Annotated in this window: 13 protein-coding genes; 6 read left to right on the forward strand and 7 right to left on the reverse strand. The window is 74.4% G+C overall.

The features are described from left to right. The first annotated feature begins 78 nt into the window (after positions 1 to 78). Positions 79 to 1,710 carry an alkaline phosphatase D family protein gene (locus ACIP5O_RS24625; protein ID WP_401296722.1) on the forward strand — a complete coding sequence of 544 codons (1,632 nt, stop codon included), beginning with the start codon at positions 79 to 81 and terminating at the stop codon, positions 1,708 to 1,710. 15 nt (positions 1,711 to 1,725) lie between these two features. On the opposite strand, the gene ACIP5O_RS24630 is transcribed toward ACIP5O_RS24625, so the two are convergent. Next, positions 1,726 to 2,712 carry a Gfo/Idh/MocA family protein gene (locus ACIP5O_RS24630; RefSeq protein WP_401296724.1) on the reverse strand — a complete coding sequence of 329 codons (987 nt, stop codon included), beginning with the start codon at positions 2,710 to 2,712 and terminating at the stop codon, positions 1,726 to 1,728. 81 nt (positions 2,713 to 2,793) lie between these two features. On the opposite strand from ACIP5O_RS24630, the gene ACIP5O_RS24635 reads away from it, so the two are divergent. Beyond that, on the forward strand, positions 2,794 to 4,227 hold the full coding sequence (locus ACIP5O_RS24635) for a Bcr/CflA family multidrug efflux MFS transporter (protein WP_401296968.1): 1,434 nt from the start codon (positions 2,794 to 2,796) through the stop codon (positions 4,225 to 4,227). Positions 4,228 to 4,236: 9 nt separating this feature from the next. Next, positions 4,237 to 5,223, forward strand: coding sequence for a small ribosomal subunit Rsm22 family protein (locus ACIP5O_RS24640; RefSeq protein ID WP_401296726.1), 987 nt, complete (start codon positions 4,237 to 4,239; stop codon positions 5,221 to 5,223). Positions 5,224 to 5,312: 89 nt separating this feature from the next. Here the strand turns inward: ACIP5O_RS24640 and ACIP5O_RS24645 are convergent, their stop codons facing one another. Then, complete coding sequence (locus ACIP5O_RS24645) at positions 5,313 to 5,885, reverse strand: TetR family transcriptional regulator (protein WP_401296728.1); 573 nt, start codon at positions 5,883 to 5,885, stop codon at positions 5,313 to 5,315. Positions 5,886 to 6,013: 128 nt separating this feature from the next. On the opposite strand from ACIP5O_RS24645, the gene ACIP5O_RS24650 reads away from it, so the two are divergent. Then, positions 6,014 to 6,952, forward strand: a complete 939-nt coding sequence (locus ACIP5O_RS24650; protein ID WP_401296730.1) for an SDR family oxidoreductase — start codon at positions 6,014 to 6,016, stop codon at positions 6,950 to 6,952. Between the two features lie 60 nt (positions 6,953 to 7,012). Here ACIP5O_RS24650 and ddaH read toward each other — a convergent pair whose 3' ends face one another. Beyond that, positions 7,013 to 7,843 (reverse strand): dimethylargininase, encoded by an 831-nt coding sequence (gene ddaH / locus ACIP5O_RS24655; protein WP_356544386.1) that lies wholly within the window; start codon positions 7,841 to 7,843, stop codon positions 7,013 to 7,015. A gap of 151 nt (positions 7,844 to 7,994) precedes the next feature. On the opposite strand from ddaH, the gene ACIP5O_RS24660 reads away from it, so the two are divergent. Both ACIP5O_RS24660 and ACIP5O_RS24665 read left to right on the forward strand, forming a co-directional pair. Then, entirely contained in the window at positions 7,995 to 8,648 is a 654-nt protein-coding gene (locus tag ACIP5O_RS24660; protein ID WP_401296733.1) for a TetR/AcrR family transcriptional regulator, read from the forward strand. Between the two features lie 104 nt (positions 8,649 to 8,752). Beyond that, a complete protein-coding gene (locus ACIP5O_RS24665) occupies positions 8,753 to 9,532 on the forward strand; it encodes a bifunctional DNA primase/polymerase (protein ID WP_401296735.1) in 780 nt (259 codons plus the stop codon). Between the two features lie 44 nt (positions 9,533 to 9,576). On the opposite strand, the gene ACIP5O_RS24670 is transcribed toward ACIP5O_RS24665, so the two are convergent. From ACIP5O_RS24670 to efeO, 4 genes are read right to left on the reverse strand one after another with little or no spacing between them, the layout of a single operon-like run. Further along, the gene (locus tag ACIP5O_RS24670; RefSeq protein ID WP_401296737.1) at positions 9,577 to 10,614 is read right to left on the reverse strand and encodes a hypothetical protein; all 1,038 of its coding nucleotides are present in this window, start codon (positions 10,612 to 10,614) and stop codon (positions 9,577 to 9,579) included. Next, a complete protein-coding gene (gene efeU, locus ACIP5O_RS24675) occupies positions 10,571 to 11,467 on the reverse strand; it encodes an iron uptake transporter permease EfeU (RefSeq protein WP_401296739.1) in 897 nt (298 codons plus the stop codon). Before efeU ends, ACIP5O_RS24670 begins: the two co-directional genes overlap by 44 nt. An 18-nt stretch (positions 11,468 to 11,485) precedes the next feature. Next, on the reverse strand, positions 11,486 to 12,772 hold the full coding sequence (efeB, locus tag ACIP5O_RS24680) for an iron uptake transporter deferrochelatase/peroxidase subunit (RefSeq protein WP_401296741.1): 1,287 nt from the start codon (positions 12,770 to 12,772) through the stop codon (positions 11,486 to 11,488). A 13-nt stretch (positions 12,773 to 12,785) separates the two neighbouring features. Further along, positions 12,786 to 13,943: an iron uptake system protein EfeO gene (efeO, locus tag ACIP5O_RS24685; protein WP_401296743.1), complete on the reverse strand. Its 1,158-nt coding sequence runs from the start codon at positions 13,941 to 13,943 to the stop codon at positions 12,786 to 12,788. Between the last annotated feature and the right edge of the window lie 105 nt (positions 13,944 to 14,048).

Consider the following 14,048-nt stretch of genomic DNA (forward strand, 5'->3'; position numbering starts at 1 on the left):
TGTTCTGTACCCGACAACACGCGGTCGCCCCGGCCCCCTCGAATGACGGACGGACAGCATTCGTCAGGGGAGGGGCACATGAGTCGGACGCATGAGCATCACCAGGAACTCCGGGAGGCCGCGCGGCACTTCGGGCGCCGGCGGTTCCTCACCGTCACCGGCGCCGCCGCGGCGCTCGCCTTCGCCACCCAGCTGCCCGCGGCCGGCTCCGCGGCCGCCGCCGAGCTCGACGCCCGGCGCGTCACCGAGGACCCGTTCACCCTGGGCGTCGCCTCCGGCGACCCGCTGCCCGGCTCCGTCCTGCTCTGGACCCGGCTCGCGCCCCGCCCCTTCGAGCCCGACGGCGGACTGCCCGACCGGCGCGTCACCGTCCACTGGGAGCTCGCCCGCGACGAGCGCTTCCGGCGGACCGTCCGGCGCGGGGCCGCCACCGCCCACGCCGAGTTCCGGCACACCGTCCACGTCGAGGTCGAGCACCTCGAACCCGGCCGGGAGTACTTCTACCGCTTCCGCGTCGGCGCCTGGACCAGCCCGGTCGGGCGCACCCGCACCGCCCCCGCCGCCGACGCCCGGAACACGGCGCTCTCGCTCGCCGCCGTCTCCTGCCAGGCGTACCACGACGGCCACTTCACCGCCTACCGCCACCTCGCCCGGGAGGACGTGGACGTCGTCTTCCACCTCGGCGACTACCTGTACGAGTACGCGGTCAACTCCGCCGGTGGCGCCCGCGCCTACACCGACCGCGTCCTCCCGGCCGTCTTCGACCGCGAGACGCTCACCCTGGAGGACTACCGGCTGCGCTACGCCCTCTACAAGACGGACCCCGACCTGCGGGCCGCGCACGCCGCCCACCCCTTCGTCGTCACCTGGGACGACCACGAGACCGAGAACAACTACGCGGGCGACACCCCCGAGAACACCGTCCCGCCCGAGGAGTTCCTGCTCCGCCGCGCCGCCGCCTACCGCGCCTACTGGGAGCACCAGCCGCTGCGCCGCCCCCAGCTCCCCGACGGCCCCGACATGAGGCTGTACCGGCGGCTGGGCTTCGGGCGCCTCGCGCAGTTCGACATCCTCGACACCCGCCAGTACCGCTCCGACCAGGCGTACGGCGACGGCTGGCAGGTCCCGGGGCCCGAGTCCGAGGATCCGTCGCGCACCCTGACCGGCGCCACCCAGGAGCGCTGGCTGATCGACGGCTGGCGCCGTTCCCGGGCCCGCTGGAACGTCCTGCCCCAGCAGGTCGTCCTCGCCGAGCGCCGCGACCGCCCCACCGCCGACTTCAAGCTCTCCATGGACTCCTGGGACGGCTACCCGGCCTCCCGGCAGCGGATCCTGGCGGGCGCGCAGGCCGCCGGCGTCGACAACCTGATGGTGCTCACCGGCGACGTCCACGTCTCCTACGGCCTCGACCTCAAGGCCGACTTCCGCGACCCGTCCTCCCGGACCGTCGGCACCGAGATCGTCACCACCTCGATCACCAGCGGCAAGGACGGCGCCGACCGCCCCTCCAACTACGACAAGCTCATGCAGGCCAATCCCCACCTGCGGTTCTTCAACGGGCGGCGGGGGTACGTGAAGGTCTCCCTCGGCCGCGAGAGCGCCCGCGCCGACTTCCGTACGATCCCGTACGTGACGACGCCGGGCGCCCCCGTCACCACCGCCGCCTCCTTCGTCACCGAGGCGGGGAACCCGGGGCTCGTACCCGCGTAACCGTTCGTACGGACGTCACTCCCCGGGATAGCGGACGCCGATGCGGTCCCGTACCGCGTCGAGCGTCCGCATCACCGCGAGCGAGCCGTCCAGCGGCACCAGCGGGGACTCCTTCTCGCCCGCGCGCAGGCAGCGCATCACCTCGGCGGCCTCGTGCCGGAAGCCGTGCGGATCGGCCTCCGCCGTGAACTCCTCCGGCTCGGCGCCCTCGCGGTGCAGGGTGAACCGCTCCGGGAAGAAGAAGCCGCGCGGCACGTCGATCCGGCCGAGGGAACCCGTCACCGAGGCCGTCAGCGGGGTGTCCGCGGCGATCGAGCAGGACAGCAGGGCCGACGCCCCCGTGCCGGACCAGCCCAGCAGCATCCCCGTGTTCAGGTCGACGCCCTCCGGCGAGAGCAGCGCGTGCGCCTGGACCGAGTCCGGCTCGCCCAGCAGGAGCTGCGCGAACGCCACCGGGTACACCCCGAGGTCGAGCAGCGCCCCGCCGCCCGTCTTCGGGTCCCGCAGCCGGTGGTCGGCCCCGAACGGGCCCGCGAGCCCGAAGTCCGCCTGGACCGTGCGGACCTCGCCGACCGCCCCGTCGCGCACCAGCTCCGCGATCCGCCGGATCAGCGGGTTGCAGTACATCCACATGGCCTCCATCAGGAAGAGGCCCCGGTCCCGGGCGAGGGCGACCAGCTCCGCCGCCTCCCGGGCGTTGAGCGTGAGGGCCTTCTCGCAGAGCACCGCCTTGCCCGCCTCCAGGGCGAGGCCGGCCGCCGTCCGGTGCGCGTGGTGCGGGGTCGCCACGTACACCACGTCGACGTCCGCGTCGGCGAACAGCCCGGCCCACTCCCCGTACGCCCTCGGTATCCCGAACCGCTCCGCGAAGGCCTTCGCGGGCGCCTCGCTGCGGGAGGCCACCGCCACCACCTCGGCGTCGTCGAGCGTCCGCAGGTCGGTGGTGAACCGCTCCGCGATGCCGCCCGTCGCCAGGATCCCCCAGCGCACCTTCTCGCCCATGTCCCACCCGTCTCACAGAGGTCTCGACCATGCCGGTCGAGCTGAGAGCATAGGCAAGGATTCAACGAAATGGAGCTGTCGATGCCGGAGAGCGGCCAGAGAACAACACAGGGGAACACGACCGAAAAGGCGCCTGTCGCTCCCGACGCGGCCGGCGCCTCCGCCGGGATCACCGTCCCGACCGGGTCCGCCGCGCCCGCCGCGCCCGCCGGGTCCGCCGCCGGGTCCGCCGGGTCCACCGCCCCCGCCTCGCCCGCCGCCCCCGGCGTCGTCGCCGCCCGGCGGACCGGCCTGCTCGTCACCCTCGTCCTGGGCGGCCTCACCGCCCTGCCCCCGCTCTCCATGGACATGTACCTCCCGGCCCTGCCGGAGGTCACCGGCGCGCTGCACGCGCCCGCCGCCACCGTCCAGCTCACCCTCACCGCCTGCCTCGCCGGCATGGCCCTCGGCCAGCTCGTCGTCGGCCCCATGAGCGACAAGTGGGGCCGCCGCCGCCCGCTGCTCGTCGGCATGGTCGTGTACGTCCTCGCCACCGCCGTCTGCGCCCTCGCGCCCACCGCCGAGACCCTCATCGGCTTCCGGCTGCTCCAGGGCCTCGCGGGCGCCGCCGGCATCGTCATCGCCCGCGCCGTCGTCCGCGACCTCTACGACGGCGTCGAGATGGCCCGCTTCTTCTCCACCCTGATGCTGATCTCCGGCGTCGCCCCGATCGTCGCCCCCCTCATCGGCGGGCAGATCCTGCGGATCACCGACTGGCGGGGCGTCTTCCACGTCCTCACCGGCGTCGGCGTCCTGCTCACCCTCGTCGTCCACCGCTTCCTCGCCGAGACGCTGCCGCCCGAGCGGCGCCACGAGGGCGGGGTCGGACAGGCCCTGCGCACCATGCGGGGACTCCTCGCGGACCGGGTCTTCACCGGCTACATGCTGACCGGCGGCCTCGCCTTCGCCGTCCTCTTCGCCTACATATCGGCCTCGCCGTTCGTCGTCCAGGAGATCTACGGCGCCTCGCCGCAGACCTTCAGCCTGCTCTTCGGCCTCAACTCCGTCGGCCTCGTCGCCGTCGGCCAGGTCAACGGCAAGCTCCTCGTCGGCCGCGTCAGCCTCGACAAGGTGCTCGGCTGGGGCCTCGGCGTCATCCTGCTCGCCGCGTCCGCGCTGCTGCTCATGACCAGCGGGGTCTTCGGGAAGGCCGGGCTCGTGCCCGTGGCCGCCGGGCTCTTCGTCCTGATGTCCGCGATGGGCCTCGCGATGCCGAACACCAACGCCCAGGCCCTGATGCGCACCCCGCACGCCGCCGGGTCCGCCTCCGCGCTCCTCGGCACCTCCTCCTTCCTCGTCGGCGCCGTCGCCTCCCCGCTCGTCGGCATCGCGGGCGAGCACACGGCCGTCCCGATGGCCGTCGTCCAGCTCACCTGCGCCGTCCTCGCCCTGGCCTGCTTCCTGGGCCTGTGCCGCCCGTGGCGGAAGGCCCCGGGCACGGCTCGGACCGGGAAGGCGCAGGACCCGGCCGCCTAGACTGCCCCGGTGAACGCCTCCGCTCCCTCCGCCGACTCCCTGCGCGCCGCCCTCGCCGGTCTCCTCGACGGCCTGCCGCCCCACCGGGCCGCCCAGGCCGTCGAGCGGCTGATCGCCAACTACCGGGGCACCACCCCGACGGACGCCCCCGTGCTCCGCGACCGCTCCGACGTCGCCGCGTACGCCGCGTACCGGATGCCGGCGACCTTCGAGGCGGTACGGGGCGTCCTGGACGCCCTGCGGGAGGCCGCGCCCGAGTGGGCGCCGCGCACCCACACCGACGTCGGCGGCGGCACGGGCGCGGCGAGCTGGGCCGTCGCGGAGGCCTGGGGCGGGCAGCGGCCCCGCACCACCGTCCTCGACTGGGCCGAGCCCGCCCTCGCGCTCGGCCGCGAGCTGGCCGGCGACGTCCTCGACGCGGAGTGGCGGCGCGAGCGGATCGGCGGCGCGCTGCGCCTCGCCGACACGGACCTGGTCACCGTCTCGTACGTCCTCAAGGAGCTGACCGAGGCCGACCGCGCCTCGCTCGTCACCGAGGCGGCCCGCGCCGCGCGGGCGGTCGTCGTGGTCGAGCCGGGCACCCCGGACGGCTACGAGCGGATCATCGCGGCCCGCGCCCTGCTCGTCGGGGCCGGGTTCACCGTCGCCGCGCCCTGCCCGCACAGCGGGGCCTGCCCGATCGCGCCCGGCACGGACTGGTGCCACTTCTCGGCCCGGGTCAGCCGCTCCTCGCTGCACCGGAAGGTGAAGGGCGGCTCGCTGGCGTACGAGGACGAGAAGTACGCGTACGTGGCCGCCACCCGGTTCCCGGTGGACCCCGCGGCCGCCCGGATCGTCCGCAAGCCGCAGACCCGCAAGGGCCTGGTCCTGCTGGAGCTCTGCGACCCCGAGGGCCTCTCCCGCGACACGGTCACCAAGCGCCACGGACCCCTCTACAAGCAGGCCCGCGACGCGGAGTGGGGCGACCCGTGGCCGCCGGAGGGGGACACGCTCTGAGGCCCGGCCGGGGGCACGGCACTCGGCGCGCCTCCTGACGCCCGCCCGGGACTACGGCCCCCGGTGCGCCTTCCCATGCCCGTCCGGCCTCACAGCCCCCCGCCCGAGGCCACCGCCTTCAGTTCCGTGAAGGCGTCCCGGACGAGGCGGGCCAGGTCCAGGCCCTCCGGGTCCACGATCCAGCGGTCGAAGGCGACTCCGAAGGCGGCCGTGCCCGCCTCGGCGGCGAGGCGGGCGGCCGGTTCCGGCACGCCCCGCTCCCGCAGCGCCCCGGCGAGGGCCGCCGCCAGGGCGGCCAGCTTGATCAGCTCGCGCTCCCGCAGCTCGGCGTGGGCCGCGATGACGGCCTGACGCCGCCGGGCCAGGTCCCCCCGCTCCCGGAAGAGGTCCGAGGCCGCTCGGAGGGCGGCCGACACGGCGTCGATCGGCGCCGTCTCCGGCGGGACGTCGGCGAGCGCGCCGACCACCCGCTCCAGGAGCGGGTTCCCGTGCGGGAAGAGGACCTCGCGCTTGTCGGCGAAGTGCCGGAAGAAGGTCCGCTCCGTGAGCCCCGCCCGCTCGGCGATCTGTTTCGCGGTGGTCGCGTCGAACCCGTGCTCGCCGTACAGCTCCAGGGCCGCCTGCTCCAGTCGGCCGCGCGCGTTCGGCTCCCATCTCCCCATGCCCCGATGGTACGCGACGACAGTCGCTGTCATCACGTGTTAGCTTCGATGTCAGTGACTGTCATCGCTTCCGTGGTGCCGCGTCCGTCGGCGCCCCTGGCAGTGGCTCGTACAAGGAGGTCTTTGCCATGCGTGTTCTCGTCACCGGCGCGACCGGGTGGATCGGTTCCGCACTCGTCCCCGACCTCGTCGACGCGGGGCACCGGGTCGTCGGGCTCGCCCGCTCCGACGCCTCGGCCGCCGCGCTCGCCGCCGCCGGGGCCGGGGCGGTCCGCGGCTCCCTCGACGACCTCGACGTCCTGCGCGGGGCGTCCGCCGCCTCCGACGGCGTGATCCACCTGGCGTTCGACCACGAGACCGCCTTCGCCCGGGGGGACATGAGGGCCGCCGCCGAGGCGGACCGCCGTGCCGTCGAGGCGATGGCGGAGGCGCTGACCGGCACCGGCAGGCCGTTCGTCCTCGCCTCCGGCACCCCCGTGGAGGAGGGCCGGACGGCCACCGAGCGCGACGGGCACGACGTGCCCCCGGTGGACGCCGTCCCGTCCGCCGCCGCGGGCGCGGTGACCCGGATGGCCACCGGGGAGTACGTGCTCGGGCTCGCGGACCGGGGCGTGCGCTCCTCGGTCGTGCGCCTGCCGCGCACCAACCACGGCGAGGGGGACCAGGGCTTCGTCGCCACCCTGGTCCGCACCGCCCGCGAGCGGGGTGTCGCCGGTTACTACGGCGACGGGACCAACCGCTGGCCCGCCGTCCACCGCGACGACTCCGCCCGCATGTTCCGGATCGCCCTGGAGACGGCCCCGGCCGGCTCGACGCTGCACGCCGTCGCCGACGAGGGCGTCGCCCTGCGGGACGTCGCGGAAGTCATCGGGCGCCGGCTCGGCCTGCCGACCGCCTCCGTGCCGCCCGCGGAGGCCGCGGGCCACTTCGGTTGGCTGGCCGCGGTGCTCGCCGCCGACCAGCCCGCCTCCAGCGCGCTGACCCGCGAGCTCACGGGATGGCGGCCCGTACGGCCGGGGCTCCTGGCGGACCTGGAGGCGGGGCACTACTTCCGCACCCCCGCCTGAGGCGCGTCGCCCCCCTGCCGCGGCGCGGCACGGGGGCGACGGTCCGTTCCGTACGGGGCGCTACGGCCGCAGCTCCTGCGTGCAGCACTTCACGCTGCCGCCGCCCTTGAGGAGCTCGCTCAGGTCCATGCCCACCGGCTCGAAGCCCCGCTCGCGGAGCGGGCCGAAGAGGCCCACCGCCGCCTGCGGCAGCAGGACGTTCCGCCCGTCGCCGACCGCGTTGAGCCCGAAGGCCGCCGCGTCCTCCTCCGTCGCGATCAGGGCGTCGGGGAAGAGCCGGGCCAGCACCGCCCGGCTGCCGGGGGAGAAGGCCGCCGGGTAGTACATGATCTCGTCGCCCGCGTCGTCCAGGACGCACAGCGCCGTGTCCAGGTGGTAGTAGCGCGGGTCCACCAGGTCCAGGCCGATCACCGGGCGCCCGAAGAACTCCTGCGCCTCGCCGTGCGAGAGCGGGCTGGCGCGGAAGCCGCGCCCGGCGAGGATCCAGGAGGCGGTGACGGCGAAGTCCCCCTCGCCCTCGTTCACGTGCTCCGGGATCCGCAGGTCCTCCTCCGCCCAGCCGTGGTCGCGGAACCAGGCCAGGTGCGCGTCGGCCTCGGCCGCGCGCTCCGGATACGCGAACCTCGCGCCGAGGACCCGGCCCCCGACGACGGTCGCGCCGTTCGCCGCGAAGACCATGTCCGGCAGCGCCGGGTCCGGCTCCAGGACCTCCACGGTGTGGCCGAGCGCGCGGTAGCGGTCCCGCAGGTCCTCCCACTGGGCGAGGGCGAGCGGCAGGTCGACCGGTTTCGTGGGGTCCATCCAGGGGTTGATGGAGTACGTCACCGTGAAGTGCGCGGGTGGGCACATCAGGTAACGGCGGGGCGAGGGCGAGCGCGGAGTGGTGCGCAAGAAGGGCTCCTCACGGACGGGCGGTGGGACCGGGATTCGGTGGACCCCATGGTCCGCTCTCGGGGCCCTGTGCGCAGTGGGCCGTTCGGGTGGTTCGACGACCACCCGTCAAGGCGAGACGTGGCGTCTCGTCTGCTGCTAGATTGACCCCATGCCCAAGACCACCCCCGGCTCCACGCCCGGGCCCGCGTCCAAGCCCGCCCCCGACGCCTCCCGCCGCAGCGAGCGCTCCCGCCGCGCCATCTTCGACGCCGCCCTCGCCCTCGTCGCCGAGAACGGCTACGCGAAGACCACCGTCGAGGGCATCGCCGCCCGCGCCGGCGTCGGCAAGCAGACCATCTACCGCTGGTGGCCCTCCAGGGCCGCCGTCCTCCTCGACGCCTTCCTCGACCTCCAGGTCCGGGCCCAGGAGGCCACGGGCGCCGACGCCGGAAGTGAGATCCCCGACACCGGCGACCTCGCCGCCGACCTCAAGCAGGTCCTGCGCGCCACCGTCGACGAGCTGAACGACCCCGTCTTCGAGGCCCCCACCCGCGCCCTCGCCGCCGAGGGGATCGTCGACCCCGACCTCGGCGCCCGCTTCACCGAGGCGCTGCTCGAACCCCAGCTCCAGTACTACGTGCGCCGCATCGAGGCCGCCCGGGACGCCGGTGACGTCGACCCCGGCACCGACCCCCGCCTCGCCGTCGAACTCCTGGTCGGTCCCCTCCACCACCGGTGGATCCACCGCACCCTGCCGCTCACCCACGCCTACGCGGACGCCCTGGTCGACCACGTCCTGCGCGGCCTCGCCCCGAGGGCCTGAGCGGCCGGGGACCACCCCGGTTCCGCACTCCGGTCACCCGGGGCGCAGGATGGTGGGACCATGGGCAGAGCCGAACGGGCGAGCGCGAGGTTGTGAGGGGATAGATGGGCGACGGCATCGGCCGCTACCGCGGCACGGAGGGCAGACTCCCGCAGTGGCTGCGCAGGCGCCCCAAACGCGCCGCGGCCGAGGACGGGAACGACCGCGAGAAGCTGCTCCTGGCCGTCGCCGCCGCCGGGCTGCCGCTGGCCCCCGCCGCGTACCCCGTCGGCTACAGCTGCTCCTGCGAGCGGATCGGCTGTCCCACCCCCGCCCGCCACCCCGTCTCCTTCGCCTGGCAGACCCAGTCGACCACCGACCGCGGCCAGATCGAGCGCTGGGCGCGCAACGAGCCCCGGGCGAACTTCGTCACCGCCACCGGTATGGTCCACGACGTCCTCGACGTGCCGCTGGCCGCCGGTCGCGCCGCCCTGGAGCGCCTCCTCGCCGAGGGCGTCGAGGTCGGCCCGGTCGCCGAGTCCTCCGCCGCGGCCCCGGACGGCGGCCGGATGCTCTTCTTCACCGCCACCCGGGGCACGCCCGAGGACGAGGACGAGTGGTGGCCCTGTGAGCTCGACTGCCACCCGGAGACCATGGACGAGCACCCGGGGCTCCGCTGGCACTGCCGCGGCAGCTACGTCCTCGTCCCCCCGGCCCGGCTCCCCGGCGACGAGGACGCCCACCCGGTCGTCGCCTGGGTGCGCGGCCCCGAGCACCCGCTGCCCGACCCGCTGAACCTCCTGGAGACCCTCCAGGACGCCTGCGCCCGCCACGTGGCCGAGCGCGGGGCGGCCGGCGACGGCGAGCACGCGGCCCACGAGATCGCCTGGCCGCTGACCCGCTGACCCGCTGACCCGGTCGGGAACGGGGGAACGGGGGGAACGGGGCGTTACGAGCCCACCGCGCCCACCACGCCCTGGAGCCGGCCCGTGACCGTCACCCCGTCCCGGTCCGCGCCCGCCGGCTTCACCAGGACCGTCTGGCTGGTCACCCACTCCCGGGTGACCGTGTTCTTGACCTCGCCGGTCATCAGCGCCTTCACGTCCTGGGGGACCTTGGGCCGGTAGCCCGGCGCCGCCGTCTGCCGCTCGAAGTACCGGGTCGCGAAGAAGACGAGCGCGCCCCCGTCCCGGGTCCGCAGCCCCAGCGGCGCGAAGTCCCCCCGGTCGGTGACCCGGTCCACGTACTGGGTGGCGAGCCCCGGCCGCTTCGCCGCCTTCTCCCGCTGCGCCCGCCACCCACTGGTGTGCGGACCGGCCGCGAACGGCCCCGGCTTCCCGTCCCTCAGGTACGCCACGTACTCCGCGCCCAGCTTCCCGGGCGCGACCGCCAGCGCGTCGGTGTCCGCGGCGACCGGCACCGCGTACCCCTCCTCCTCGGCGAACGCGGGCACCTCGTCCGCGCCCATGACGCTCAGGTAGGCGGCCTCCCACCGCTCCTGGGGGCCGTTGCGCACGAAGACCAGGAGCCAGCGCCGGTCGTTCGAGCCCCGGTCGACGTCCCGGTTGGAGTCGGCGTCCGCGACGAACCAGCGCGGCCAGCCCGCCTTGCGGGGCAGCAGGAAGCGCGCGTCCGTCAGCTCCAGCGGCTCGTGCTCCGCGTTGCCGTCCGGGCTGGAGACCGCGCGGGCGCGCAGCCCCGCCTGGTTGATCTCCCCGAGCGGCCCGGTGACCCGGTCCGCGTCCAGAGCCGGGTCGTACGCCTCGTCGGCGCGGTTGAAGGCGGTCGTGAAGTCCGTCAGGGCCTTCGCCGCCTCGGCCTCCGTCGCCGGGGGCAGCAGCGCCAGCTCGCCGTGGACCGTCACGCAGCCGCTCGCCGTCAGCGCCAGGGCGGTCGCGGCGGCCGTCGCCGCCAGCAGCCTCACCGGTCGCGCCGGCCTCCGCTCACGCGGTCGTCCCGGCGCTCGCCCCACCCTCAGCCTGCTCATCGGTCGCCTTCTGCTTCTTCTCCCGCGCGGACGGACCCGACCCTATCGGGGACAGGAAGAGCGCGAGCGCCGGGACCAGATACAGCGCCCACACCGTGACCTGAAGGACCGTCGGGTCCGGCTGGAAGTTGAAGACGCCCTTGAGGAGCGTGCCGTACCAGCTGTCCGGCGGGATCGTCGCCGAGACGTCGAAGGCCTTGTCCGCGAGGCCGTCGAGGAAGCGCGCCTCCTGGAGGTCGTGCACGCCGTACGCGAGGACGCCCGCCGCCACCACGACCAGCATCCCGCCGGTCCAGGTGAAGAACTTCGCCAGGTTGATCCGCAGCGCGCCCCGGTAGAACAGCCAGCCGAGGAGGACCGCCGTGAGCAGGCCGAGGAGGACCCCGGCGAGCGGCTCGAACGAACCGCCGCCGGCGCCGCCCGACGAGGCCGCCCGCACCGACGCCCACACGAAGAGCGCCGTCTCCAGGCCCTCGCGGCCCACCGCCAGGAAGGCGGTGACGACCAGCGCGCCCGTGCCCATGCCGAGCGCCGCGTCCAGCTTCCCGTGCAGCTCGTCCTTCAGGTGCCGGGCCGTGCGCCGCATCCAGAAGACCATCCAGGTCACCAGGACCACCGCGACGATCGACAGCGAGCCGCCGAGCAGCTCCTGCGCCTCGAAGGTCAGCTCCCGGGAGCCGAACTCCAGGCCGGCGCCGAAGGCGAGGGAGACGCCGACGGCCACGCCGATGCCGGCCCAGACCGGCCGCAGCGCGTCCCGGCGCCCGGTCTTCACCAGGTACGCGACGAGGATGCAGACGACCAGACTGGCTTCGAGGCCCTCGCGCAGGCCGATCAGATAGTTGCCGAACACGGCTTTCCCCTCCGGGTGTTACGTGAACAGGGCACGGCCCCACCAGTCGTCGCGGTCGCGGACGCCCGGGGGGACCGCGAAGACCGCCGAACCCACGTGCTGGATGTACTCGTTGAGCGCGTCGGCGCGGGCCAGCGAGGTCTGCACCGGGACGAAGCCGGTGCGGACGTCCTTCTGGTACGCGAGGAAGAACAGGCCCGCCTCCAGGCGCCCGAGGCCGTCCGTGCCGTCGGTGAAGGAGTACCCCCGGCGCAGGATCGTCGCGCCTCCGTTGGTGTCCGGGTGGGCGAGGCGGACGTGGGAGTCCGGCTTCATCGCCTTCAGGAACGGTTCGTCGTGCTCCTTCGCCTTCCCGACGGCGGCGCCCTCGCGCTTGTCGCGGCCGAAGACGTCCTCCTGCTCGGCGAGGGAGGTGCGGTCCCAGGTCTCGACGTTCATGCGGATGCGCCGGGCGACCAGGTAGGAGCCGCCGTCCATCCAGGCCGCCGGGCCCTCCGCGTCCTTCCCGGAGACCCACACGTGCCGGTCCAGGCGCGCGGTGTCGGTGCCCGCGACGTTGCGGGTGCCGTCCTTGAAGCCGAAGAGGTTGCGCGGGGTCTGCGCGTCCGGGGTCGTCGAGGACGTCTTGCCGAAGCCGAGCTGCGACCAGCGCACCGCGACCTTGCCGAAGCCGATCCTGGCCAGGTTGCGGATCGCGTGCACGGCGACCTGGGGGTCGTCCGCGCAGGCCTGGACGCACAGGTCGCCGCCGCTGCGGGCCGGGTCCAGGTTGTCGCCGGGGAAGCGGGGCAGGTCGATCAGGGCACCGGGCCGCCGGTCCTTCAGGCCGAAGCGCCCGTCGAAGAGCGAGGGCCCGAAGCCGATGGTGAGGGTGAGCCGGGAGGGCTTGAGGCCGAGGGCCTCGCCGGTGTCGTCCGGCGGGGCCTCGGGCAGCCCGCCGTACGCCCCCTCGCCGACCTCGGCGCCGGCCGTCAGCCGCTCGGCGGCCCGCGTCCAGTCCTTCAGCAACTGCACCAGCTCGGCGCGGTCCTTCGTGGTCACGTCGAAGGCGGCGAAGTGCAGCCGGTCCTGCACGGCGGTGGCGATGCCGGCCTGGTGCGGGCCGTGGAAGGGCACGGCCCCGCCCGCGTCGGCGGCCGGCACCGCGCCGCCGTCCCGGGTCAGGGCGACGGCGCCGCCGGCCGCGGCGGCACCGAGCGCGAGCCCGGCGCCGCCCCAGCCGATGACCGCGCGCCGCGAGGGCGCGGGGCTTCCGGGCGCGGCGGGCCCGGCCGTCTCGGCCGTTTCGTTGACGGGCTCGCTCATCTCGGGATCCCGCTTACTTGACGACGGCGGCGGCCAGCTTGGAGAGCGGCTCGGCCAGCGCGTTGACGCCGTCCGACAGCTCCTTGCGCTGCTCCTTGCCGACCTTGTCGTACGAGGTGAAGTCGTAACCGGTCTTGTCCTGGCGGTACTTGTCCAGAAGCGTGTTCAGGGCGGCGAACCGCCTGTCGAGGTCGGCGACCAGCTTCGGGTCGTTCTTCGAGGCGACGGGCTTCAGCAGGTCGAAGGACTTCTGCGCGCCCTCGACGTTGGCCTTGAAGTCGACGAGGTCGGTGTGGGAGTAGCGCTCCTCCTCGCCGGTGACCTTGCCGGTCGCGACCTCGTCCAGGAGCTCCTTGGCGCCGTTGGCCATGGAGGTCGGGGTGATCTCGGCCTTGCCGACCCGCTTCACCCAGTCCGCGAGGTCCGCGTCCAGGGCGTCCGCGAGCTGCTTCTCCCGGGGGGTGATCTTCTTGTCCTGCCAGAGCGCCTTCTCCAGGCGGTGCCAGCCGGTCCAGTCCTTCGCCGGGTCCTGGCCCTCCTCCAGGCCGTCCTCGCGGACGTCCACCTTGGGGTCGATGTCGCCGAAGGACTCCGCGACCGGCTCGGTGCGCTCCCAGCCGATGCGGGAGGCGGCGTACGCCTTCTTGGCGCCCTCCAGGTCCCCGGCGCGGACGGCGTCGGTGAAGACCTTCACCTTGGGGAGGGTCTGGTCGGCCTGCGCCTGGACGTACTGGCGGTAGGCGGCGACGGCGGCGTCCATCTCGGGGGAGCGCTTGGTGCCGGTGGCGCCGTCGCCGGTGACCTTGACGGCCTGGCGGATGCCGGTGCCCGTCATGCCGGGCTTGCAGGCGATCGCGTAGTCGCCGGCCTTGATCTCGGCGGTGAGCGTGGCCTTGGTGCCGGGGCCGATGTTCTCGCGCTCGGTGACGATCCGGTCGTCCGGGTAGAGGACGTAGACCTCGGTGACCTTGGAGCCGCGGTTCTCGACGGCGAGCTTGACGTGCCCGGCCGGGAACTCCTTCTTCGACACCTCGCAGGAGTCGTCCTTGGCGACGACCGTGATCGCGCCGTCCTTGGCGTCGCCGCCGCCCTTCTCGGCGCATCCCGTGACGGCGGTCAGGGCCGCCGCGGTCGCGGCGGCGGTGACGACGGAGAGGCGGACGGCTCGCATGGGGACTCCAGGAACGAGGGGGACGGTATCGAGGCGGAGCTAACTTAGCCCAGGCTTACCTGACTCAAAACTGTCCGTCCGGTGATCCGTCTCTCATCTCCGGCA

Source organism: Streptomyces sp. NPDC088915, assembly GCF_044749825.1.
Taxonomy (GTDB): domain Bacteria; phylum Actinomycetota; class Actinomycetes; order Streptomycetales; family Streptomycetaceae; genus Streptomyces.